This window comes from Marinomonas posidonica IVIA-Po-181 (assembly GCF_000214215.1).
In the GTDB taxonomy this organism is placed as follows: Bacteria; Pseudomonadota; Gammaproteobacteria; order Pseudomonadales; family Marinomonadaceae; genus Marinomonas; species Marinomonas posidonica.
The window spans coordinates 2,126,679-2,150,607 of record NC_015559.1; the positions used below are offsets into that span (position 1 = coordinate 2,126,679).

Below are 23,929 nucleotides of genomic sequence, written 5' to 3' on the forward strand. Positions count from 1 at the left end.
ACCTAACCTCCAGCAATGGATTCAAAAATAAACACTCGGCAAGAGGCAAACAGATCGGTCGTTGCCCAAACGCTGCGAGGAATAATGTTTTGATCTATGGCTACCGCCACACCAGAGGACTCTTTTTGCAAAACATCAAGTAAGTCTTGTATATGACGACCATCAAATTCAAACAACTTGTCATTAAGATATATCTTCATTTCCGACCTCCTTTGATTGTTCAAACTCCCCTATCAAGAAGCGAGTCACCCGCTCTGGTGCTTCGGCCAAGGTAATGGCGGTAACCAAAGCCACACTGTTCACCCCTGTGGCCGCAACCGCGGCAAAGCGTTCGCAGTTAATTCCGCCAATGGCTACGGTTGGGTAATGACCCTTTAGTAAATTAACATAATGCTGCAGACGCTTAAGCCCCTGAGGTTGAGATGGCATTTGTTTTGTTTGCGTTGGATAGATGTGACCCAAGGCAATATAGCTGGGGTTGAAGGCCAAGGCTCGAGCGATTTCAAAATACCCATGCGTGCTAACCCCTAAGCGCAAACCAGCTTGTTGAATATGTGTTAAGTCAGCCACTTGCAAGTCTTCTTGCCCTAAATGAACGCCATAGGCTCCGTACTTGATGGCTTTTTCCCAGTGATCATTGATGAACACCTGCGCTTGATGGGTTTTCCCTAGCAAAATTGCTTGTTGAATTTGCTCATCCAGTCCTACAGCATCCGTATCTTTAATACGCAATTGCGCCATGCGAACGCCTTGCCTTAATACCAATTCCAACCAAGCAATCGAATCGACAACAGGATAAACGCCCATTAAATCCACATCCACCATTGGAAATGGAAGAGGTTGCCCTAATCTCATGTTGGCCATAAGGATTTCAGGCAAGTTTTCAATCTGCTCCGGCCACCCAGGCCTTCCCAATGGGCCAGCTCCCTGCCCAATTTGCACGCCCGTTTTGAGTGCGCCTGTAATGTATGCCTTAGCCATAGTGATCGCATCATCAGCAAAGTAGTCATATCCCAAAAAGCAGGACAAGGCGGTTGATAACGTGCAGCCTGTTCCACGGGTATTGTGGACAGACAATTTTTCCGTTGAAAAACCACACACTCTTTCGCCTTTAAACCACCAATCTGTCGCAGCGGCATCGGCATAATGCCCCCCTTTCAGCAACCAAGAAACTTGGCTAACGCCATATTTTTCGATGATTTGAAAGGCGATTTGATTCACCGCTTGATGTGCCGAAATCTGAGTAAGCGCTTCAAATTCCAACAAATTCGGAGTGATATAATCGACATAAGGCAGCATCAGAGTTAGCAAATCGACCGCCGCCTCACTTTGTTGCAGCCGATTACCAGTCTCACTGCTGGCCGCCATGACAGGATCAAACACAATGTTAATCTCTGGGCGTTGTCGTTTTATTTTTTCTAACCACTTACTGCACGCGACAACCAACTCATGATTAGGTAACAAACTCACCTTAATGGCTTGAGGATAAACATCATCCAACAGGACCTGCCACTGTGCATCAAACATCGCCACACTGACTGGCTCAACCAATTCAACGACTTTGGAGTTTTGAGCCGTGACACAGGTCACGATCGATTGCATATGGCATCCTAGGTCTTGCCCGGTTCGTAAGTCGGCTTGCAATCCTGCATGTGCCGACGAGTCAGACCCGCCAACACACCAAATAACAGGAGGTTTTGACATTATCTCACCTCCTATTTAAGGGTGCCCTGTTTCAAGATCTGTTGTCAAAACCGTTTTGCTTGCCGCTGACGCCTCATTTTTTGACGATCTGGCCAATAGATTTGAATCAAACTTATCCGTCGTCAAATACACATCACTGCCTAAATCACGAAATTGTTCAGACATTTTTTGCATGCCGGCAATCGGGTTATCCTCCTCAATAGCGACTAAATCAATTCCATTCGCCTCTAACCCAGCCGCATAGTCACGAACTTCTTGAGTAATCTTCATCGAGCAGAATTTCGGTCCACACATAGAGCAGAAATGCGCCACTTTACCAGACGCTTGAGGCAAGGTTTCATCGTGATAGGTACGGGCTGTTTCTGGGTCAAGGGACAAATTGAATTGATCTTCCCAGCGAAATTCAAAACGAGCCTTAGAAAGAGCATTATCTCGAATTTGCGCACCTGGATGCCCCTTGGCAAGATCCGCTGCATGAGCGGCAATTTTATAGGTGATCAAGCCTTGCTTTACATCTTCCTTATTCGGCAAACCTAAATGCTCTTTCGGCGTCACATAACACAACATAGCACAGCCATACCAACCGATCTGAGCCGCACCAATACCAGACGTAATATGGTCATAACCCGGTGCGATGTCTTGTGTTAACGGCCCTAAAGTATAAAAAGGCGCTTCATGACAATGCTCTAATTGCTCAGTCATATTCTGCTCAATTAATTGCATCGGAACATGCCCTGGCCCTTCAATCATGACTTGTACATCGTACTCCCAAGCCACCTTTGTTAATTCGCCTAGGGTTCTCAATTCTGACATTTGTGCTTCATCATTCGCGTCCATAATAGAGCCCGGGCGTAACCCGTCCCCCAATGACAGCGCCACATCGTATGCCGCACAGATGTCACAAATATCACGGAAGCGTTCATACAAAAAACTTTCCGTATGATGAGCCAAACACCATTTGGCCATAATAGAACCGCCGCGAGACACAATGCCGGTCAAACGCTTCGCGGTAAGCGGGACATAACGCAACAAAACGCCAGCGTGGATCGTGAAGTAGTCCACACCTTGCTCCGCCTGTTCAATCAAGGTGTCACGAAATACCTCCCAGTTTAGATTTTCAGCAACGCCATCGACTTTTTCCAACGCTTGATAAATCGGCACAGTACCAATAGGGACAGGTGAATTTCGTAGAATCCATTCACGGGTTTCGTGTATGTTTTTCCCCGTGGACAAATCCATTACAGTATCCGCCCCCCAACGAGTCGACCAAACCAGTTTTTCCACTTCTTCTTCAATGGAAGACGTGACCGCCGAATTACCAATATTGGCATTCACCTTGACCAGGAAATTGCGGCCTATGATCATCGGTTCAGATTCTGGGTGGTTAATATTATTTGGAATAATGGCACGACCTTTTGCCACTTCATCTCGCACAAATTCCGGTGTAATCCTATCTTGCAGGTTGGCCCCAAAACTATGACCAGGATGCTGTTTTAAAAGCAACTCACTCTTGATGGCCTGCAAGTTTTGATTTTCACGAATCGCAATGTATTCCATCTCAGGGGTTATTATTCCCTTTTTGGCATAGTGCATTTGAGTGACACATTGAGCAGACTTAGCACGGCGTATTTTGGGTAAATACTGGAACCGCAATTCATCTAACTTACCATCGTCTAATCGAGATTGAGTAAAGCTTGAACTGACTACTGAGAGCGTTTCTGTATCATTACGCTCTTCAATCCAATTGGCTCGCTGTGGATTGATCCCTTGATGAACATCAATTTTTTCCTGTGGATCACCGTAAGGTCCGGAACAATCGTATACAAAGATGGCTTCGTTTGGTTCAAAGGTTAACTTGGCAGAATCCGAACCAATCGGCGTGTCCGTGAGATTGATTTTACGCATTGGCACACGTACACCATCCTGCTTACCCTTTAGATAAATACGTTCCGAAGCTGGAAAAGGCGTGGCTTGAAGTGACTCGATAAAAGCTTTTGCTGCCAAACGAGACGCTTCGCGTGACAGCTTGTTTGGTTTTTTGTTGTTGTGACTAGACATGAGCATTTCCCTTTTTAATAACGTGAGAATTGCTTGTCTGGGGTGCTGTTTATCCTAATAAACTGATTTAGACATCAGACTAGGCAAACATGGAATCCTGAAATGATAGAATTGAAATAGACGAGTGACTGGCTGCATCGAAAACAATTCAACAAAACAGGAGTTCATTCGATGCAGATAAGAAAAAGTATGACTTTCTTGTTTCCTACGCGGGTATCAACCCGATCAGGTTCTGCGGATCCCGCATTCAATTATGCGATCTCAGCCAAATGGCACTCCGACAAGTAATCATGAGTATACTTATTCAAACGTCCCTGTAAACCCAGTATTTTTAGTCTAGTGAGTTAGATTCACTTGCGCAAAGCAACAAAACTCAGTCTTGCTGCATTTCTAACGCCAATTTATACAGTTGATTCTTTTTCCCACCAGTGAACTTAGCCGCAATCGCTGCTGCTTGCTTCAAAGGCAAGGATTCTTCTAGCAGCAAAGTCAAAACACGGCGCGCCTCCTGCAGTGATTCATCTTCTTCTGGCAGAGATAAATTCAACATTACCACAAACTCCCCTTTCATCTGGTTAGCATCTTCATCAAACTGCTGGAGAACCTGACTAGGAGAACCAGATAAGAAGGTTTCAAATGTTTTGGTAATTTCTCGAGCCAACACTAAATTGGCTTGATCACCATACACAACCTGAAGATCGCCAATGGAATCATAAATACGGTGAGTTGATTCGTAGAATACGACTGTACCTGCTTGCTTGGCCCAAGAAGTAAATACATCACGACGTGCTTTACTTTTAGCTGGCACAAAACCTGCGAAGAAAAACTGGTCCGTTGCTAAGCCAGAAGCACACAAAGCCGCAACCACAGCACATGAGCCAGGAACCGGTACAACCTTGTGACCCAATGCCCTTAAGCTTGAAACCAAATGATAACCTGGATCAGAAATTAAGGGAGTACCCGCATCGGATACCAGCGCGAGGTTTTTACCTTCCGACAACAAACTGGCGACGTACTCAGCTTTGTCTTTTTCATTGTGGTCGTGTACGGAAAAGAGCTTGGCCTCAATGCCAAAATGATTCAACAATCGACGAGTGTGTCGAGTATCTTCAGCCGCGATATAGTCTACATTGCGTAAAGTCTGTTCCGCTCTTTTGGTGAAGTCGTCTAGATTGCCTATTGGTGTCGCAACTATATACAGCGACCCTCTCACTTCATCCGAAGTATGTGATACCATGTTGCCTCTTTCATTTGTCATTTTTAAGATTATGAGCCTAAATAATTACCGCATCATATCATTAACCCTTTGCTCTTTTCTGCTGGCTGCCTGTAATTCCGCGAATTTAAATTTGCCTCAGCAGAACACGACATTAGTACAGCAAAATACAGCTACCCAAGAGCGCACATTACCACCTAGCATTTACCAGCCGAAAAAGACCTCAAGCTCAGATCAAGCTATTCGCGATGCCCTACAACAGGCACAGAAAAACTATGACGATGGCAATTTCATCCAAGCCATTTCAATCCTAGAAAAGAATGTTTTAGGAAAAGACTCATCTGTCCAGTTTGATGCTTTCTTACTAGCAGCAAACATCAATGCTCAGTTAGATAATGCCTTAGACGCATTTGATCTACTCAATAATGCCGAACAGCTTGCTATAGCTCGTCATCCAGACAAGCAAAATGCACTTCAAGAAACACGCGCTAGCATTTTCGAGCATTTTAGCAACTGGCCGGAAGCGGTTAAACTTAGAATGGCATTAAGCTATAGCCTGCCACTGAATGAAGGTGCATCCAATCAAGCAAAACTTTGGCTCGCGGTTCAAAACCTGACACAAAACGAAATTGACAGCCTATATCAAGAACAGCAACCTATTTTGAATGGCTGGTTAACCATCAGTAATATTTTGCGGGATCAGTCTCTATCGATTGAACAACAATTAGCCAACTATCAAACATGGCAACAAGAAAACACCAATCACCCTGCCGCAATCTCCCCACCACAAGACTTTCAAATCATGGCGTCTGTTGAAGAAATGGCACCTGAAAAAGTCGTGTTAATGCTACCAATGACTGGGAAATTAAAGCGCGCATCTCAAGCCATTGTCGACGGCTTTTTTGCCACCTATTACAATCAAAGAGAAAAACGTCCGCAGGTTAATATCGTTGATGTGGACCAGTTTAATGACATCAACAGTGCTTTACAGGCCGCCAATGAAATGATGCCTGATATTATCATTGGGCCACTTCAAAAGAATAATGTTGCTAAGATCAGCCGTCTTGTCTTACCGCACCCTGTGATTGCTCTAAATCAATTAGACTTTAATGAAGCCGCTCAGAATTTGTTCCATTTTTCTCTTAACGCCGAAGATGAAATTCATGAACTGATTAGTTTTGCCAAACAAGAAGGCGCCACTAAAGCCGCTGTATTAAGTACTCAAGATACTTGGGCCCTGAAACAAAATGATGAATTTACCCAAGCGGCCCAACAAGAGCACGTGACCATTACGTCTACTCAGTCCTATGCGAATACGCCACAGGGACGTCAAAATGCGGTTCAAAAGTTACTGCTCATTAATGAAAGTACATCACGACGAAAATCCATCGAAAAATGGACCGGCAGTAAGGTTGAAAGCATCGCCCGACCAAGACAAGATTTAGATTACGTATTTTATGTAGGCAAACTAAACGACGCCAAACAGATTCGCCCCTTGCTGGATTTCTATTTTGCTGACTCTGTTCCTATGCTAGCTACAAGCAGCTTAAATGACAGTGCTCCTGACAAAAATGGTAAAGCAGAAGATATTGAGCGCATCTTATTTACTGAGCTACCTGCTTTATCTTCCGACAACAAAACCGCTAGCGCCTTACCCGCTAACCCAGGGTCAAATATTTTACGTCGACTACAAGCAATGGGAGCAGACTCTTATTTATTGGCAAACAAATACCAGCTGTTTGCCTTGTTAAAAAGTACTAAAATTTCTGCCAATACAGGCATTATCACCATGGATGATAAAGGCGTTTTTCATAAGCGACCTGAGATAATGACCTACCGAAGAGGGAATTTGGTTTATGCGCGCAGTAAGCAGTTTTTTCAAAGTAAAGAAAATAACAGCGAAGAATAATGGACAAAAAGCAGAGCAAGAAGCCGAAGCTTTTTTGTGCCGTAAAGGATTAACCTTTGTAGAGCGTAATTTCTATTGCCGAACAGGCGAAATAGACCTGATTTTTCTCGATCAACAAACCTATGTATTTGTCGAGGTTAGGTTTCGAGCAGACCCTAAGCATGGGACGGCCGCAGAAAGTTTAAGCTCATCGAAATTAAAAAAAATTCGCAATAGCGCGGCATTATGGCTACAAAAAAACAACAAATCTGACGTCTCCAGTCGTTTCGATGCCGTACTATTTGATATAAAAATTGACCATAAACATTTAACTTGGCTTAAAGCAGTATTTTAATCACTATGGATTTTCAAGAAGCAATATACACTCAATTTGCACAAAGTTTTGAAGCGCAACAGCAAGCACTAGAAAGCCTTCCTCCTTACATTGAACATGCTGGGAAAGTCATTTTCAGCAGCATTGCTTCAGGCGGTAAAATTATTTGCATCGGCAACAGCACTGGTTCACATTTGGCTCAGTACTTTAGCACCTTGATGCTGGATAAAATGGACAGGGAGCGCCCGGGATTGCCCGCAATTAATTTAAGCGGCGAAGGCTCATCAATCCTGGCAATTACGCATAACGACAGCTATCACGACGTTTTCTCAAAACAAATTACCGCCCTTGGCAATCCAAACGATATTTTATTTGTCATTGCCAACCGAGGTAACACCTCACCTATTATCCAAGCCATTCAAGCAGCACACGAACGAAAAATGAGTGTAGTGGCCTTGACCAGCCCAGAAGCGAAAAACATTTCTTCTTTGACGTCACAAGATGACACTGAAATAAAGGTCAATTTATTAGGTACGGCAAGAGTCCATGAATGCCAAATTACAGTTATTCATACTCTGGTGGACTTATTGGAAAGGCAGCTATTCGGCTACGAAGACTAGCCAAGCAAAGTTTAAGTGGCGGGGAAATCTACTGTTAAAGAATGAGTTCTTAGCCGACAGCCTAGCTAAAGGAGTGGCCCTGATTCGTTTTCATAAACATCAGGGCACGCCAAATTATTTAACCACTTTCAGCTGAAACCCCTTTGGAGGCGTAGGTGGTGTTGGTGTTGGCTCTTCCCCAAACTCTTCATCTGGAAACACAAAGCCATCGCCATTTTCTTTTGCATACAATGCCATCGCCGCTTTCATTGGCACGTAAACCTGCATAGGCTTGCCACTAAACCGCGCCTCAAATGACACCGCCTCTTTATCCATAATAAGATGGCGAACGGCACTCATACTGATATTCAGTACAATTTGACCATCTTTTACGAATTCGGTTGGAATAACGACATTTTCTTGCTCAGCGTCCACCAATAAATAAGGCGTCATTTCGTTGTCGGCTACCCAAGAATAAGCGGCATTTAGTAAATAAGATCGTTTTGGTATCATCTCAGTGCTCCTTATTTAAAACAAAAAAAGGAGCACTGAAGCTCCCTTTTTTATTACATCTAGATCATCAAATGGCTTAGTCTAAGCGCATTTCTTGTTCTGCTTCAGACAGACTTTCTTGGAAAGACTCTCGAGCAAATACAAGATCCATGTATTTATGAAGTGACTTAGCTTGCTCTTTAGGAATATCAACACCCAAAGCAGGCAAACGCCACAAAATTGGCGCTAAGCAGCAATCTACAATCGTGAACTCTTCGCTCATGAAGTAAGGTTTTTCATCAAAAATTGGCGATACACTAATTAAACCTTCACGTAACTCTTTTTGTGCTTGAGCGACAGCCTCTTTGTCTTTGCTAGACAAGATCAGGTCAACCAATTTGGCCCAATCGCGCTGAATACGGTACATGTACAAACGACTTTCAGCACGAGCAACTGGGTATACTGGTAATAGTGGCGGATGAGGAAAACGCTCATCCAGATATTCCATCATGACATTTGGCTCATACAACACCAAATCACGATCGACTAAAGCAGGAAGCTCATTATACGGATTCACATCAGCCAATTCGTCTGGCTTGTTAAACGGGTCTACATCAATGATATCCACTGTTACGGCTTTTTCTGCCAATACGATACGCACGCGATGGCTATAATGATCTTCTCCATCAGAAAAGAACGTCATTGAGGAGCGCTTTGCAATAACACCCATGTCTAACCCCTATATTGAAAACTTCAAAACCCTCTTAAAAAAGAGGACAATTAAACTATATTAACAAAGCCTATAATAAGATATCAGCGCTTTACTAATAAAAATGTATTGGATTGAGCAATAAACGCACTCAATGAACAATGAATGAATTTATTAGATTACTAATGACCGCCAAGCGGTCGCTTGCTCATTCCCTTGAAGCCAAACACTGACTTCAATTCAAAGCGTTATTCTATCATCATTTCAAATATTTTTCTTTGAAAAATCATTTTGTTACAAGATAAGAAAAGGCTTTTTTCAAACAAAAAAAACGCTTGGCATAAACCAAGCGTTTTAATACAGATTCTAAAGCGAATATTAACGCTTAGAGAACTGAGGACGACGACGTGCTTTACGAAGGCCGACTTTCTTACGCTCAACTTCACGAGAGTCACGAGTAACGTAACCAGCAGAACGTAGAGAACGACGAAGAGCTTCATCGTATTGCATTAGCGCACGTGTGATACCGTGACGGATCGCACCAGCCTGACCAGAAATACCACCACCTTTAACAGTGATGTATACGTCAAACTTTTCAGTTGCTTCAACAAGCTCAAGTGGCTGACGAACAACCATGCGAGCAGTTTCACGACCGAAGTACTGATCGATAGAACGGTTGTTGATAACAAGGTTACCAGAACCGGCTTTAAGGAACACACGAGCGGTAGACGTTTTACGACGACCTGTACCGTAGTATTGAGTAGCTGACATAATGATCTTCCGTATTAAATGTTAAGTTCTTGAGGCTGTTGAGCAGCATGTGGATGCTCAGTACCAGCGTATACTTTCATTTTCTTGTGCATTGCACGGCCCAATGGACCTTTTGGCAACATACCTTTTACGGCGATTTCAAGAACGCGCTCTGGAGCGTGATCAATCAACTTCTCGAAATTCATAGAACGCAAGCCGCCTGGGTAACCAGTATGGCGGTAGTATTGTTTAGCTGCAGCTTTGTTACCTGTAACGTGAACTTTCTCAGCATTGATAACAACGATGTAATCACCAGTGTCAACATGAGGAGTGTATTCAGCTTTATGCTTACCGCGAAGACGGCGAGCAATTTCGGTCGCCAAACGACCAAGAGTTTTGCCTTCAGCATCAACCACGAACCAGTCGCGACGTACTTCAGCAGGTTTAGCAGTAAAAGTTTTCATCAAAAAAACCCTATCAATACGCGTGTTAACAACACGCTATACCTATTATTATTGGTTGGCCGATCTTATTCAGATCGATCAACGTACACTTACCTTTTAAAAGGCGAGCGCAGTATACAGCACTTCCATCACATAAGAAAGCTGTAATCACGATTATGGTCGATGTTCAAGAGACAAATACTCTTCTGACTGCATCTCTAGCAAACGACTGATGGTTCGATCGTATTCAAATTTCAACCGAGTCCCTTGATAAATATCAGTAATGGCTACTTCCGCAGAAAAAATCACTTTCACATGACGGTCATAGAATTCATCAACCAAATTAATAAAACGTCTCGCCAAATCGTCACGAGCAGCATCCATTTGCGGTAAATCAGAAATGATCACCGTGGTATAAAGTCGTGCAATTTCAATGTAATCAACCTGACTTCTTGGACCATCGCACAGTGCCTTAATGTCAAACCAAGCCAGATCTTCACAGCTCCTTAATAAAGGAATTTCACGTCCCTCAATTTCAACACTGCCACCCTCTACAATATGAGAAGCATCCGTAATTAAGCTCATGAACCTTTCATTTAACTGATCCGCCGACTCTGTATTAAGCGGATAATGATATAATTTCGCTTGCTTTAAGGTTCTTAAGCGATAATCAATCCCACCATCTACATTCATCACCTTGGTATATTGTTTCACCAAATCAATGGCAGGTAAGAATCGCGCTCGCTGCAAGCCATTTTTATACAATCCGTCTGGCTCAATATTTGATGTGGCGACCAGTGTCGTGCCATTTTTAAACAGCTCTTCTAACAAGCCAGCTAAAATCATTGCATCGGTAATGTCTGTCACGAAAAATTCATCGAAACATAACACCTGCGCTTTATCAGAAATTTGTTTACCCACTATTTCTAACGGGTTTTTCACTTCGTTTAACTTCCTAAGTTCCTGATGAACCATCTGCATGAAACGGTGAAAGTGCAATCGCAACTTTTTTTCAGTAGGCAGACAATCAAAAAAGGTGTCCATTAAATATGTCTTACCACGACCCACACCGCCCCAAAAATACAATCCCTGCTCAACTTGTGGCGACTTCTTTTTCTTAAACATGCTAAACAAGCCTGTCGATTCAGGCTCTTGCTTAGCAAGCAACCGATCAAATAAATCTTGTAATGCTGCTACCGCTTCTTCTTGCGCAGGATCATAATGAAAATCTTCGCGCTTTAGGTCTTCTTTATAACGTGTGATTGGGGTCATGTCAGTCTTTCGTATGAATAAATGAATTGCATGTATTCTAACAAAATGTAACCTAAACAACACCTCTCATCCTGTTAACCTTTTGCTCATATGCGTTATAATGGAAATATGTTTTAAGGAGAGAGTTATGAATTTAGAAGAATTCAATGTCATTGTTTTTATTACAGGTATTATTGTCGGCAGCATCGCCACTTACTCGATAAAGAACCTGCTTGCCAAGAATAATACCAAGCAATCAGACACAACAAACAACCTGGTTACCATGAAGTCTTTGCAACAAGAACTTGATAACAAGCAAGTCATCATTGATAATTTTTTTGCAGACAGCAATGAACAAATTCTCATGATCGAAAAACGCCTTACTGAGCTAAAAAACAATCTAGCCAGCAACGCCTCACAATTGAGCAACGTCAAAGTTAATGTCGCCCCAACAAGCCAATCTTTTGAAGAGAATATATCCGCTGAGCCACCTAGAGATTACGCCCTTAAGAAAGAGCAGGATCAAGGCATGCTAAGTGAAGCTTTTGGACTAAATAACCCAGAGACTGAACTCGAGCCTAAACGCGGCATCTAAACATCATAATTGGTTTAACTGACATCATTAGATCTGATCTCACAATAAAAAACGGGCTACTTTAATGGCCCGTTTTTTATTGAATAAGCATACAAATACAGCAACATGCCTTAAGCAGGATTATCAATATCAATGAAAATCGCCTCTAGCCCAGATTGCTCCGACAGAAATTTGGCCATAGACTGAGCACCAAAACGTTCCGTAGCGTGATGACCTGCAGCAATAAAGTGAATCCCCATCTCTCTTGCGATATGAATCGTTTGTTCTGACACTTCTCCAGTAATAAACACGTGAGCATCAACCTTAATAGCCTGATCGATATACCCCTGAGCACCGCCAGTACACAAAGCCACTCGCCGGATAGGACCATCTGAAACACGTTCGAACAATACCGACCTCTGCACTGCTCGCTCAATCAATGCCTGAAAGGCGTCGAGTGACATTTCCTCTGCCAACTCACCCACCAACCCAATAGACTCTTCAAGCGGCACACCTGACTGCAAACTTTCTCTCGATGTCAGGCCCAATGCTGTCGCCAGCCCTGCATTGTTACCAAATTCTATATGCGCATCCAACGGCAGATGATAGCCATACAAATTAATGTCATTCTTAATCAGGGTCGAAATACGGCGATATTTCATCCCAACAATTTCTGGCGCTTCATTCTTCCAAAAATAACCGTGATGTACAAAAATCGCATCTGCCTGCCAAGCCACAGCCGCATCGATTAAAGCCTGATTGGCCGTCACTCCCGTTACAATGCGCTTAATTTGGTTTTTTCCTTCAACCTGTAGGCCGTTTGGCGCATAATCTTTAAAACAACTTGGCCTTAGCGTCCGATTCAGCAATAATTCAAATTCACTGCGTAACAAAGCAACCCCTTATCAATGATGAAGCTAAAAATTTACTGGATGCCTGCCATTATCGCCATTCTATTAGGTGCTTGTATAGGTCTAACCACACTACTCATCCAAGACAAGCATAAAAGCCAGCACCCTTTTAGCTTTGCAGATATCGTCACAGCCACCACCCCTTCCGTTGTCAGCATATATAGCCAAAAATTTGCAAAGCGACATTGGACAGACAAAACCGCGACCACACAAACCACCAGTTTAGGTTCAGGCGTAATCATTACCACGGATGGCTTCCTACTCACCAACCACCATGTCATTCAAAATGCCCAAAGCATCACGGTTGCCTTAAACGATGAAAGACGGCTTGCAGCTAAGCTAATTGGCTCAGATCCCTCAACCGATTTGGCCGTTTTAAAAATACAACTCAATGGGTTACCTAACATACAAATTGGTGAAAGTAAGGAAATTCAAATTGGCGACCAAATATTGGCTATCGGCAACCCTTTTGGTATAGGGCAAACTGTTACCTCTGGCATCATTAGCGCCAAAGGCCGAAACAGTATAGGCCTCAACACGTATGAGAACTTTCTTCAGACAGATGCCGCCATCAACCCTGGAAATTCAGGTGGCGCCTTGGTCAATATGCAAGGAGAATTGATTGGCATTAGTTCTGCCATTTACTCAAGCTCTGGTGGCTCGCAAGGCATTGGTTTTGCCACACCGATTAATGACGCCATGAGTGTTATGCAGGACATCATTTCTCACGGGGAAGTCATTCGCGGCTATTTAGGAATGGAAGCACAAAAAATCACGCACAATCTCGCCAATAATTTAGCCCTGCCATCAGAATACGGCTTGCTGGTGAGTGACATTACCAATGAAAGCCCTGCCGACAAGGCAGGCATTGAAGTTGGGGATATCATTCTAGAAATCAATCAAACGCCAAGCAGAGACCCAATCCAAATTAAAAGACTCATTGCTTCCTTAAAGCCTGGCACCAGCATTTCGTTACTTGGATTAAGAGGTCAGCAATCTTATCAGACAAAAATCACACTAGATAAACAGCCTACCATGCAAAGAGTGTCACATTAATAAGCCGTTTCCACCAATTCCTTCAGTTGATTTAAGCTAGTCTCGAAGTTTTGACCCGCAATATCATTTGCAAACATAGCCAAATAAGGCCCAACTAAACCGGCACTTAAATTGCCTTCAATCACCCAATTTAATTGGGTGCCAGATTCCGTGCTTTTTAGTCGGATGAGATTATGCACAACATTGACTTTTGGCTTTGGGCGCACATCAAAACTGATCAGATTTTGCTGAATGGATAAAAGCGTGAAACGCCCTAACTCAGTCTTCCCCTGATAAAGGATATCAACAGAATCACCCGCCTCAAGCTGATCAGAAGAGACGGCCAGAGCCCCATCTTTAACGTACATCCAACGGGACAAATTATCACCTTGCAAAGCTTGCGAAAGAATGAATTCTGGTGAGGCATCAATCGTCACACTGCGCTCAACCCGATAGTCTGTTGGCAATAAAAAACTTGCACCAGCCAGTAACAAAATAACCAGAGCCAAAACTCTGGTTATCCGCCTAATGACATAGATGGCATTCGAATGACCCTGGCCTCTTGCACTCATCAGTCTTCCTTTAGGATACGATATTCAGCCGACATAGCGTGCGCCTCTAATGACTCACCACGAGCCAAAGGGGATGCAATTTTTGCCAACTCACTTGCACCTTTAGGAGAGCAATTAATTAAAGAGCTACGTTTTTGGAAATCATACACACCTAAAGGTGATGAGAAGCGAGCAGTTCCCGACGTGGGTAGCACGTGATTAGGACCCGCACAATAATCTCCTAATGCTTCCGGTGTATGACGCCCCATGAAAATAGCACCTGCGTGACGAATTTTCTCAGCCCATTTTTCTGGCTCATCGACAGACAACTCTAAGTGCTCTGCGGCCACAAGATTGGCAATGTCCATAGCTTCATCCATATCCGCCACGTGAATTAATGCGCCACGCCCTTCCAAAGACACTTTAATGATGTCTTTTCGGCTTTGAGACTCAATCAAAGCCTCCATGGATTGTTTGACCTTCTGGATATAGCTTGCATCAGGAGAGATCAAAATCGATTGTGCATCTTCATCATGCTCTGCCTGCGAGAATAGATCCATTGCAATCCAATCAGGATCGGTTTTGCCATCACATACCACCAGGATCTCAGAGGGACCAGCAATCATATCAATGCCAACAGCACCAAACACCATGCGCTTAGCCGTGGCCACATAAATGTTACCAGGACCAACAATTTTATCGACTTTCGGAATGGTTTCTGTACCGTATGCCAAGGCTGCTACAGCTTGCGCACCGCCAACAGTGAAGACACGATCTACGCCAGCAATGTAGGCAGCCGCCAAAACAATATCATTCACAAATCCATCAGGAGTCGGCACCACCATAATGATCTCGCCAACACCTGCCACTTTTGCTGGCATGACATTCATTAATACAGAAGATGGGTATGCCGCTTTACCGCCAGGGACATAAACCCCCACTCGATCTAATGGCGTCACTTTCTGACCTAAAACGGTACCATTAACCTCTTGATACTGCCAAGAGGGTTGTTTTTGCCGCTCATGATATTCATGTACACGCTGCGCTGCGGCTTCTAAACTGCCGACTAGCTCTTCACTGACGCGCAATTTCGCTTCTACTAACTGCTCTCGTGAAATTTCCAATTCACTTGAAGAAGTCACATCACGGCGATCAAAGCGATTAGTAAACTCAACAACCGCCTCATCGCCACGTTGTCGTACTTGCGTAACAATGTCAGTAACGGCCTGCTGAACACCAGCATCGGAAACAGAGTCCCAGGCCAACAAAGCGTCAAGCTCACTACGAAAGTCCACAGAGCTTGAAGAAAACTCTCGTATATTCAGTTTCAACTATTTACCCTCGTTTTCTTCTACAGCCTTTCTCAACATTTCAAGAATTGGCTCAATTTCAGCATATTTGGTTTTATAGGCCGCTTTGTTAACGACCAGACGCGTACTAATTGGCGCAATCAAATCTCTGGCTTCCAAACCATTTGCTTTCAAGGTATTACCCGTGTCAACAATGTCCACTATCAAATCAGCCAACCCCATGATAGGTGCCAATTCCATTGCTCCATAAAGCTTGATCACATCCGCTTGAATACCTTGTTCTGCAAAATAGGCTTTTGCAGTTTTGGAGAACTTGGACGCCACTTTTAAACGACGCGTTGGCAAGGTTTGACCTACAACGCCAGCTGTCATTAAACGGCACTTAGAGATCTTCAGATCAAGTAGCTCATATAAATTCTTTGTGCCGGCTTCCATCAAGACGTCTTTACCCGCCACACCGAAATCAGCAACACCATGCTCTACGTAGGTTGGTACATCTGTAGCACGAAGAATTACCAATTTAATGTGCTCATGGTTCGTATCAAAAATCAGCTTACGGCTTTTACTAATATCTTCAGCTGGGATGATGTTAGCTTTTTCCAACAGCGGTAAGGTTTCACCCAAAATACGCCCTTTTGAAAGGGCGATGGTCAATGCTTTACTCATATTAATTTAAAACTCGTGAAATTTTTGCACCCAAAGCACCGAATTTTTCTTCGATACATTCATAGCCACGGTCAATGTGATAAATACGATCTATTTTCGTATCACCTTCCGCCACCAAAGCAGACAATACCAAACTAGCTGAAGCACGAAGATCGGTCGCCATGACTGGTGCGCCTTTTAGTTTATCGCAACCACGAATAATAGCGGTATTACCCATTACCTCAATATCAGCACCCATACGCAACATTTCATCTACGTGCATGAAACGATTTTCAAAGATGTTCTCAATGACTCGGCCAACACCGGTTGCAACAGAGTTAAGCGCAACAAACTGTGCTTGCATATCCGTTGGGAAAGCAGGATAAGGTGCCGTACTAATATTGACTGCATTTGGTCGGCGCCCTTCCATATCGACTTCAATCCAGTTTTCACCACAAGCGACTTTTGCACCTGCTTCTTCCAGCTTGGCCAAAACCGCCTCTAATGATTTAACATCGGTATCAATCACTTTCACTTTGCCGCCAGTAATCGCAGCCGCCACTAGGAAGGTGCCAGTCTCAATGCGATCTGGCATAACAGGGTAAGTCGTGCCATTTAGCGCTTCAACACCCTCAATCACAATAGTATCCGTACCATGACCGGTGATTTTTGCTCCCATGGCGATTAAACATTCCGCCAAATCAACCACTTCTGGCTCACGGGCAGCATTTTCCAAGACAGTTTGACCTTCCGCTAAGGTAGCGGCCATTAACAAGTTCTCGGTACCTGTTACCGTGACTTTATCAAAGAAAATTCGAGCACCCTGCAAACGCCCATCGACCGTAGCGACGATGTTACCGCCTGTCACATCAATTTTTGCCCCCATTGCCTCTAAACCACGTAAGTGCAGATCAACAGGACGACTACCAATAGCACAACCACCAGGCAAGGACACAACAGCGCGGCCAAAATGACTAACTAATGGCCCCAAAACCAAGATAGAAGCACGCATGGTCTTAACCAATTCATAAGGTGCTTCACAATTATTGAGTGTCGAAATATCAAGTTGCACACTCATTTTCTCATCCACAACCACACCACACCCCATAGAACCTAAAAGTTCCAACATGGTGGTAATGTCATGTAAATGAGGTAAATTTTTAATAGTAATTAAATCCTTGGTTAACAAGGTTGCCGCCAAGATAGGTAAGGCCGCATTTTTAGCACCTGAAGCTCGTACAACACCATTTAGGGGCGATCCACCCGTAATTAGAAGCTTATCCATACAATCAATCTCTTATAATATTTTTTACAACTTACTGGCTTGTTCAGGCGTGTAAGTTTTCATGGTAACGGCGTGAATAGCACCACTGGCAATAGCCTCTTGTAAATGCGAATAAACTAGCTGCTGCCTTTTCACCGTTGACATGCCTTCAAATTCGCTCGACACGACAACTACTCTAAAATTACAACCCTCTCCTTCAGCAAGAACTTCACTCTCACGGATAGAAGATTCCAAAAGTGCTTTTACTTCACCTGCGTTCACAGTCGCTCCAATCATAAATTGTTCTTTAATGACGATATTCTACCCTAGTCAAGCCAACTTCTTAACACCCTCTCACGATTCAATTAATAAAAAAGCAATTGTTTTCTAACATTTTATCGATTGATGACGCTTATCACTCATTTCTTAAGAGTAGTAACAGACCAATCTAACTCGGTTTTGATCTTTAAAACAAAAAAATCCGCTTTCATCAACTGAAAGCGGATTCACAAATGCATTCATTTATTTGCGATTTAAGACTTTTTCGCCAATGATGCTTTCCAAGCGCCTATGGCCTTTTCAATATCATTTCGGTTCTGCTCCATCATCACACCAAACTGTTTGCGAAAAGTTAGACCAAAGTTGATATTGTTAATCACCACATTGCTTAATAGCCATTGCTGCTGTTTGGATTCTTCCATGTAGAAAATAATATTTAACAAGCCACCGTCTGCCATTTGAAAGTCCACATTGACTTTGGTTTCACGCCCTCGACCCTGCGGCCCTAAAGGCTTCACATTGATTCTATCAGGGTCTAACTCGAGCAATGACGCACCGTAAGTACGCAACAATGTGTCTTTTGTAACGGTCGCAAAACGCGTCCTTTGCTCAGGCGTTGCTCGACGATAATACTTACCCATGACTTTACGAGAAAAATCGTCAAAATTGACTACTTTTGCCAAAATTCGATCGACTCGCTCTTCTAGAATAGAGGGGTTTTGCGACAAAAACGCTTTATCCTGAACAATATCATCACGGAAAGCAGCCACAACCTTCACAACAGCGTCCCTTGCGCCCTCTTCGCCTTTCGCCCAAATAGAATTAACAGACAAAAGAGACACCAACAGCAAAACCCTAGAAAGCACCTTAAACATAAGCATTTACTCCGAGTCGCCCGATTTAAACAGGAACTGACTAATCAAATTTTCAAGTACCAGAGCGGATTGCGTATCAAATATCTCCCCACCCTCCTGCAATACCTCTTCATCAGCCCCGATGGTAATGCCTAAGTATTTTTCACCAAGCAAGCCACTGGTTAAAATCGCGATTGAGCTGTCTGTGGGGATATTATCAACATCTGTATTAATGTTCATTTTGACTAAACCCATATACAAGTCTTTATCGAACGAAATGGATTCGACAGTACCAACCGTCACCCCAGCGATAGTGACCTTAGAACGACTGGTTAAACCGCCGATATCATCAAACCTTGCAACAATTTGGTAAGTATCTTTTTTTGCTGAAAAAGCCAAACCACTTACTTGCACCGCCAAATAAACAAACGCTGCAACACCTAATAATATAAAACAACCTACTAACAATTCAGTACGCTTACTTCTCATTCTAAAAATCCCCAAACATGGCTGCCGTTAAAACAAAATCCAATGCCAAAATGGCCAATGACCCCAACACCACAGTACGTGTGGTAGCTTTGCCTATCCCTTCTGAAGTTGGCACACACTCATAACCTTGATAGACAGCGATCCAAGTCACTACAACGGAAAAGCACAACGCCTTTATAAAACCATTCATAATATCTGTATCAAAATACACAGATTGCTGCATCAAAGACCAAAACGCGCCATCATGAACGCCGAGCCACCCAACAGACACAACCAACCCACCAATGATACCTGTGGCCGAAAAAATGATACTTAGCAAAGGCAGACATATCACCCCAGCAATGAAACGTGGCGCAATGATTCGCCTTAACGGATCCACCCCCATCATCTCATAACTGGATAACTGCTCCGTGGCTTTCATCAAACCAATTTCGGCCGTCAAAGAGGAACCAGCTCGACCAGCAAATAATAAAGCGGTAACCACAGGTGCCAACTCTCGTAACAAGGACAAGGCTAGCAACTGCCCCACCGCTTCTTCAGAACCAAACTTTGATAAAATACTATAACCTTGCAACGCCAAGACCATACCAATAAAGGCACCCGACACGACTACGATCACCAAGGACAACACACCAACCGCATACAGCTGGTTGACTAAAAGTCGAACCGATTCTTTAAAACGTACTGGTATGCGCAAAACACTCTGAGCTAGAAATATTCCAGCACGACCAACCGCTTCAAGCCAGTTTAAAAACCAAGCCCCCAAGCCCATTAACATATTCATTGGGATACTCCTTGGCTTTCTGACGTTTCTGGGTAGTGGAAGGGCACGGGACCATCAGGTTCTCCTCGAAGAAATTGCATAACCTGCGGATCGGTGGAGGCTTGAATTTGCTCTGGTGGACCTTCTGCAATTAAGTGCCCCCCTGCCAGGATACACACGTGATCTGCAATGGATAAGGATTCTTCTACATCATGTGACACCAAAACAGAGGTAATGTTAGCCGCATCATTCAATTGACGTATCAATTTCACTAGCACGCCTTTGGAAATAGGATCTTGCCCTGTAAAAGGTTCATCATACATTACCAAATCAGGGTCCAAAGCAATCGCTCTTGCAAGCGCCACTCTTCGAGCCATACCACCAGAGAGCTCCGAAGGCATCAAATTTGCCGCGCCACGTAACCCAACACTGTGCAGTTTTTCAAGCACAATTGCATCAATTTCTGTTCGGCCCAGCTGAGTATGCTCTTCTAATGGAAAAGCAATATTCTCAGCCACCGACATATCACTAAACAAAGCGCCACTTTGAAACAGCATTCCCATTTTCTTGCGAATTTTGTACAAGTCTTTTCTCGATAAACTGTGTACATCCTGCCCAGCCACCAGAATACGCCCCAGATCGGGAAACAACTGAGCGGCAATCAACCTTAACAGTGTCGTCTTACCTGTACCACTTGGGCCCATTACGGCTGTTACCTTGCCTTTCGGGATAGTCAAAGAGACATTTTCATAAATGGCTCTGTCTCCCCTATAAAAACTAAGATCATGAACTTCTATGTAAGCATCAACCACTAATACACCCTTATTCCCTAGCGAATATCGACTGATACTATCATTGCATTTTTAAAAATAAAATCTCACATTCTTAAATACAATTTGTTTCCTAGGTCAAGCCTTGAATTTAAACGCCAAACCTCTTTAAATGGTAGCTCCTGAAATTATGAGTAATACCTTCATCATGTTGTTGTTTTCTGTAGCCCTGATTGCTGGGTTGATTCTATTAGTTCTTAGCTCTGACAAATTCATCGAACATTCTGCTCTGGTTGCCGAGAAAATGAATGTTAGCCCAATCATTATCGGTATTACTCTTGTCGCCCTTGGCACTTCCGCTCCAGAAATGGTGGTCTCCACTATTGCCGCACTTGACCAAGCTCCAGAAATTGCGGTTGGCAACGTACTCGGTTCCAATATTGCCAATATTGCGCTTGTACTGGGAGCCAGCTTGTTGTTTTCAGCCATTCCCATCGCACCAGGCTTGTCCACAAAAGAAGCTCCATTAGTACTCGGCATAACCCTTCTAAGCGGTATTTTAATTTACGACCAGTTTTTAGGCATTTGGGATGGCATTCTTTTAATCACGGCGTTTATCGCCATACTTTTCATTCTATTACGTGGCAGCAAAGACCTATCCAGTGAATTGACAGAGGAATTACCAGAAGACGATGGCAGCCCCGTCGGTAAATCATTATTCATTGCGATAATAGGATTGACTGTTTTAATTGGCAGTTCTAAATTACTTGTGTGGGGAGCAATTGGAATTGCGACTCAACTTGGCGTCAGCGAATTAATCATTGGGTTAACCATTGTTGCCATTGGCACCAGCCTGCCTGAACTAGCCGCTTCAATCAGTAGCGTTAGAAAAGGCCATCATGATATCGCCATCGGTAATATTCTAGGCTCGAACATTTTCAACCTAGCAACCGTATTGCCATTACCCGCCCTCATTGCACCAGGCATCATTGATCACAACGTCCTTACTCGTGATTACCCTTGGACTCTTGGTCTAACTTTAGCACTGGTAATCGCTATTATTCTCTTCAAAAAAGCCAAAAATACCAGCATTCCAAGATGGGTAGGTCTACCCCTACTGGCCTCTTACGCCTTATACTTATTCATACTTAGTATTAGTGGACCAATTTAATGTCTTCGCAACATCCTAACAAATCCTTTCGCGTCGCGATTTTGATGGCAGCCTTCGCCATCATCGCAGTTGCTTTGTTTTGGTATCAAACGACCCCCAAGGTAAACCTAGTGGCGACAGAGTCTCTTAGCAGCACACCTGACTATTTCATTACCGACGTTAAAGCCCAACGATTTGATGCTCAGGGGAAATTAATCGAAGCCATCCATGCCAAACAAACACTTCATTATATTCAAGCCGCCAAAACGCTTTTAGAACAGCCCAATGTCGATCGCTACTCGACCGATAGCAGTTGGCACGCAGAAGCCCAGCAAGGCATTATAGAAGATGGCAGCAATGACATTTTACTGACCAATAACGCGGAAGCCGTCAAAAAGTACCAACAATCTGAAGACATTTTATTGAACGCCGATGCAATTCATTATTTAGATCAAGACAAATCATTAACTAGCCAAGGAAATGCGACCCTTACATCGACTCAAGGTAAGACTTCCGCGGGCACCATTACGACCTATATCAATTCAGAAGAAGTCATTATGACGGGATCTGTACGAGGAAATTATGAAACGATTCACTAAAACCACAGGTTTAATCACCCTACTCGCAATAAGCCAATACACCTTTGCTCTCCCTAATGACATTGAAAAGCCATTAGAAATTCAAGCGGATGAAGCATCTTTTGATCAAAATACAGGCCAAGCTATCTACAAGGGCAACGTGTTCGTTAAGCAAGGATCCATTGAAATCCAAGCCCAATACTTAAAAGTCACTAGCAATCCAGAAACACAACAATTCAGCAGCCTTGAGGCCTCAGGCAAGCCGGCAAAATTCAGTCAGCAAGTGGATTGGAGTGGTAACATTGTCATCAGCAAAGGCAATGAAATTCATTATGCGACGGACGAGAACAAGCTTGAGATCATAGGGGATGGCTATTTAAGCCGCATGCAAAACTCGATCTCAGCTGATTACATTCTCTACATGATCCAAGACGGCACCTTCACTGCCGAGAAAAAAGACAAAGGTCGAGTTTCCATGACCTTAAAACCACAAGCAGCCAAGGCAAAATAATTCATGGCAAGACTAGAAGCAAAAAACCTAGCCAAAAGTTACAAAAAAAGACCCGTGGTAAAAGATGTCTCCATTGCCGTTGAATCAGGGCAAGCGGTTGGACTATTAGGACCAAATGGAGCAGGTAAAACCACCTGTTTTTATATGATTGTCGGCATGGTCGCGAACGATGCCGGTGGGATTTTCATTGACGATCAAGACATCACTCAAGACGCCATGCATGTTCGCGCTCAAAAAGGGGTTGGTTACTTACCGCAAGAAGCGTCAATCTTTAGAAAAATGTCAGTCGAAGACAATATTTCAGCCATCTTAGAAACTCGTAAAGGCCTAACCAAAGCCCAACAAAAAGAAAGACTGGAATCTCTGCTGGAAGAATTTCACATTACCCACATTCGCAAAAACCTGGGAATGGCACTATCGGGTGGCGAACGTCGACGAGTTGAAATCGCCAGAGCCCTTGCTATGAATCCTAAGTTCATCTTATTAGATGAACCTTTTGCTGGTGTCGATCCTATTTCTGTGGGTGATATCAAACTCATTATTAAACATTTACAGGACAGCGGCATTGGCGTTTTAATTACCGATCACAATGTTCGAGAAACCTTGGACATTTGCGATAAAGCCTATATCGTAGGCAACGGTTATATCATTGCCTCTGGTGAAGCCAGCGACATTATCAATAACGAACAAGTGAAAAAAGTCTATTTAGGCGACGACTTCCGCCTGTAACCCCTTATCATTGTTGTAGAAAGGGAGTAGTATGCATAACTCGTTCCAATTTAATAAAACAGACAGAGTTGC

General features: G+C 43.5%; 28 protein-coding genes and 1 riboswitch. Of the genes, 9 read left to right on the forward strand and 19 right to left on the reverse strand.

What is annotated here, in order from left to right; translation table 11 throughout:
• Window positions 1-2: 2 nt before the first annotated feature.
• The 4 genes from thiS to rsmI all read right to left on the reverse strand — a co-directional run bounded on the left by thiS (window position 3) and on the right by rsmI (window position 4,999).
• Window positions 3-200, reverse strand: a complete 198-nt coding sequence (gene thiS / locus MAR181_RS09960) for a sulfur carrier protein ThiS (protein WP_013796464.1) — start codon at window positions 198-200, stop codon at window positions 3-5.
• Complete coding sequence (gene thiE, locus MAR181_RS09965) at window positions 184-1,704, reverse strand: thiamine phosphate synthase (RefSeq protein ID WP_013796465.1); 1,521 nt, start codon at window positions 1,702-1,704, stop codon at window positions 184-186. The genes thiS and thiE overlap by 17 nt, the downstream gene beginning before the upstream one ends.
• Window positions 1,705-1,719: 15 nt before the next feature.
• Window positions 1,720-3,762 (reverse strand): phosphomethylpyrimidine synthase ThiC, encoded by a 2,043-nt coding sequence (gene thiC, locus MAR181_RS09970; RefSeq protein ID WP_013796466.1) that lies wholly within the window; start codon window positions 3,760-3,762, stop codon window positions 1,720-1,722.
• 185 nt (window positions 3,763-3,947) lie between these two features.
• Window positions 3,948-4,052, reverse strand: a riboswitch (TPP riboswitch).
• An 83-nt stretch (window positions 4,053-4,135) separates the two neighbouring features.
• On the reverse strand, window positions 4,136-4,999 hold the full coding sequence (rsmI, locus tag MAR181_RS09975) for a 16S rRNA (cytidine(1402)-2'-O)-methyltransferase (RefSeq protein ID WP_013796467.1): 864 nt from the start codon (window positions 4,997-4,999) through the stop codon (window positions 4,136-4,138).
• On the opposite strand from rsmI, the gene MAR181_RS09980 reads away from it, so the two are divergent.
• Genes MAR181_RS09980 through MAR181_RS09990 form a run of 3 tightly spaced genes read left to right on the forward strand, consistent with a single transcriptional unit; the run spans window position 4,998 to window position 7,820 of the window.
• Window positions 4,998-6,887, forward strand: coding sequence for a penicillin-binding protein activator (locus MAR181_RS09980; protein WP_245546146.1), 1,890 nt, complete (start codon window positions 4,998-5,000; stop codon window positions 6,885-6,887). The two genes, rsmI and MAR181_RS09980, sit on opposite strands and share 2 nt — an antisense overlap.
• Window positions 6,835-7,221, forward strand: a complete 387-nt coding sequence (locus MAR181_RS09985) for a YraN family protein (protein ID WP_013796469.1) — start codon at window positions 6,835-6,837, stop codon at window positions 7,219-7,221. Before MAR181_RS09980 ends, MAR181_RS09985 begins: the two co-directional genes overlap by 53 nt.
• Window positions 7,222-7,226: 5 nt before the next feature.
• Window positions 7,227-7,820 (forward strand): SIS domain-containing protein, encoded by a 594-nt coding sequence (locus MAR181_RS09990; RefSeq protein WP_013796470.1) that lies wholly within the window; start codon window positions 7,227-7,229, stop codon window positions 7,818-7,820.
• A gap of 114 nt (window positions 7,821-7,934) precedes the next feature.
• Here MAR181_RS09990 and MAR181_RS09995 read toward each other — a convergent pair whose 3' ends face one another.
• From MAR181_RS09995 to zapE, 5 genes are all read right to left on the reverse strand, one after another.
• The gene (locus tag MAR181_RS09995; protein ID WP_013796471.1) at window positions 7,935-8,312 is read right to left on the reverse strand and encodes a ClpXP protease specificity-enhancing factor; all 378 of its coding nucleotides are present in this window, start codon (window positions 8,310-8,312) and stop codon (window positions 7,935-7,937) included.
• Between the two features lie 76 nt (window positions 8,313-8,388).
• Complete coding sequence (locus MAR181_RS10000; protein WP_013796472.1) at window positions 8,389-9,021, reverse strand: glutathione S-transferase N-terminal domain-containing protein; 633 nt, start codon at window positions 9,019-9,021, stop codon at window positions 8,389-8,391.
• Window positions 9,022-9,378: 357 nt separating this feature from the next.
• On the reverse strand, window positions 9,379-9,771 hold the full coding sequence (gene rpsI, locus MAR181_RS10005; RefSeq protein ID WP_013796473.1) for a 30S ribosomal protein S9: 393 nt from the start codon (window positions 9,769-9,771) through the stop codon (window positions 9,379-9,381).
• Between the two features lie 14 nt (window positions 9,772-9,785).
• Entirely contained in the window at window positions 9,786-10,214 is a 429-nt protein-coding gene (gene rplM, locus MAR181_RS10010) for a 50S ribosomal protein L13 (RefSeq protein WP_013796474.1), read from the reverse strand.
• Between the two features lie 153 nt (window positions 10,215-10,367).
• Window positions 10,368-11,465, reverse strand: a complete 1,098-nt coding sequence (gene zapE / locus MAR181_RS10015; RefSeq protein WP_041651283.1) for a cell division protein ZapE — start codon at window positions 11,463-11,465, stop codon at window positions 10,368-10,370.
• Window positions 11,466-11,592: 127 nt separating this feature from the next.
• Here zapE and MAR181_RS10020 point away from each other — a divergent pair, with 127 nt between their 5' ends.
• Entirely contained in the window at window positions 11,593-12,039 is a 447-nt protein-coding gene (locus MAR181_RS10020) for a ZapG family protein (protein ID WP_013796476.1), read from the forward strand.
• A 110-nt stretch (window positions 12,040-12,149) separates the two neighbouring features.
• Here MAR181_RS10020 and MAR181_RS10025 read toward each other — a convergent pair whose 3' ends face one another.
• Window positions 12,150-12,911 (reverse strand): Nif3-like dinuclear metal center hexameric protein, encoded by a 762-nt coding sequence (locus MAR181_RS10025; protein WP_013796477.1) that lies wholly within the window; start codon window positions 12,909-12,911, stop codon window positions 12,150-12,152.
• 15 nt (window positions 12,912-12,926) lie between these two features.
• On the opposite strand from MAR181_RS10025, the gene MAR181_RS10030 reads away from it, so the two are divergent.
• On the forward strand, window positions 12,927-13,985 hold the full coding sequence (locus MAR181_RS10030; RefSeq protein ID WP_013796478.1) for a S1C family serine protease: 1,059 nt from the start codon (window positions 12,927-12,929) through the stop codon (window positions 13,983-13,985).
• Here the strand turns inward: MAR181_RS10030 and MAR181_RS10035 are convergent.
• The 9 genes from MAR181_RS10035 to MAR181_RS10075 form a co-directional block, all read right to left on the reverse strand.
• Window positions 13,982-14,536 carry an SRPBCC family protein gene (locus MAR181_RS10035; RefSeq protein WP_013796479.1) on the reverse strand — a complete coding sequence of 185 codons (555 nt, stop codon included), beginning with the start codon at window positions 14,534-14,536 and terminating at the stop codon, window positions 13,982-13,984. The genes MAR181_RS10030 and MAR181_RS10035 overlap by 4 nt on opposite strands.
• On the reverse strand, window positions 14,536-15,846 hold the full coding sequence (gene hisD, locus MAR181_RS10040; protein WP_013796480.1) for a histidinol dehydrogenase: 1,311 nt from the start codon (window positions 15,844-15,846) through the stop codon (window positions 14,536-14,538). Before hisD ends, MAR181_RS10035 begins: the two co-directional genes overlap by 1 nt.
• Entirely contained in the window at window positions 15,847-16,491 is a 645-nt protein-coding gene (gene hisG / locus MAR181_RS10045) for an ATP phosphoribosyltransferase (RefSeq protein WP_013796481.1), read from the reverse strand.
• A 1-nt stretch (window position 16,492) separates the two neighbouring features.
• On the reverse strand, window positions 16,493-17,755 hold the full coding sequence (murA, locus tag MAR181_RS10050; protein WP_013796482.1) for a UDP-N-acetylglucosamine 1-carboxyvinyltransferase: 1,263 nt from the start codon (window positions 17,753-17,755) through the stop codon (window positions 16,493-16,495).
• Window positions 17,756-17,779: 24 nt separating this feature from the next.
• A complete protein-coding gene (locus MAR181_RS10055) occupies window positions 17,780-18,016 on the reverse strand; it encodes a BolA family protein (protein ID WP_013796483.1) in 237 nt (78 codons plus the stop codon).
• A gap of 251 nt (window positions 18,017-18,267) precedes the next feature.
• The gene (locus MAR181_RS10060; protein WP_013796484.1) at window positions 18,268-18,888 is read right to left on the reverse strand and encodes an MlaC/ttg2D family ABC transporter substrate-binding protein; all 621 of its coding nucleotides are present in this window, start codon (window positions 18,886-18,888) and stop codon (window positions 18,268-18,270) included.
• A gap of 6 nt (window positions 18,889-18,894) precedes the next feature.
• The gene (gene mlaD, locus MAR181_RS10065) at window positions 18,895-19,356 is read right to left on the reverse strand and encodes an outer membrane lipid asymmetry maintenance protein MlaD (protein ID WP_013796485.1); all 462 of its coding nucleotides are present in this window, start codon (window positions 19,354-19,356) and stop codon (window positions 18,895-18,897) included.
• A gap of 1 nt (window position 19,357) precedes the next feature.
• A complete protein-coding gene (gene mlaE / locus MAR181_RS10070) occupies window positions 19,358-20,140 on the reverse strand; it encodes a lipid asymmetry maintenance ABC transporter permease subunit MlaE (protein ID WP_013796486.1) in 783 nt (260 codons plus the stop codon).
• Complete coding sequence (locus MAR181_RS10075; protein ID WP_013796487.1) at window positions 20,137-20,931, reverse strand: ABC transporter ATP-binding protein; 795 nt, start codon at window positions 20,929-20,931, stop codon at window positions 20,137-20,139. Before MAR181_RS10075 ends, mlaE begins: the two co-directional genes overlap by 4 nt.
• Before the next feature lie 148 nt (window positions 20,932-21,079).
• Between MAR181_RS10075 and MAR181_RS10080 the strand changes: the two genes are divergently transcribed.
• Genes MAR181_RS10080 through lptB form a run of 4 tightly spaced genes read left to right on the forward strand, consistent with a single transcriptional unit; the run spans window position 21,080 to window position 23,857 of the window.
• Window positions 21,080-22,060: a calcium/sodium antiporter gene (locus MAR181_RS10080; protein WP_245546147.1), complete on the forward strand. Its 981-nt coding sequence runs from the start codon at window positions 21,080-21,082 to the stop codon at window positions 22,058-22,060.
• Complete coding sequence (gene lptC, locus MAR181_RS10085) at window positions 22,060-22,638, forward strand: LPS export ABC transporter periplasmic protein LptC (RefSeq protein WP_013796489.1); 579 nt, start codon at window positions 22,060-22,062, stop codon at window positions 22,636-22,638. Before MAR181_RS10080 ends, lptC begins: the two co-directional genes overlap by 1 nt.
• Window positions 22,622-23,128, forward strand: coding sequence for a lipopolysaccharide transport periplasmic protein LptA (lptA, locus tag MAR181_RS10090; RefSeq protein WP_013796490.1), 507 nt, complete (start codon window positions 22,622-22,624; stop codon window positions 23,126-23,128). The genes lptC and lptA overlap by 17 nt, the downstream gene beginning before the upstream one ends.
• A gap of 3 nt (window positions 23,129-23,131) precedes the next feature.
• Window positions 23,132-23,857 carry an LPS export ABC transporter ATP-binding protein gene (gene lptB / locus MAR181_RS10095; protein WP_013796491.1) on the forward strand — a complete coding sequence of 242 codons (726 nt, stop codon included), beginning with the start codon at window positions 23,132-23,134 and terminating at the stop codon, window positions 23,855-23,857.
• The last annotated feature ends 72 nt before the right edge of the window (window positions 23,858-23,929 follow it).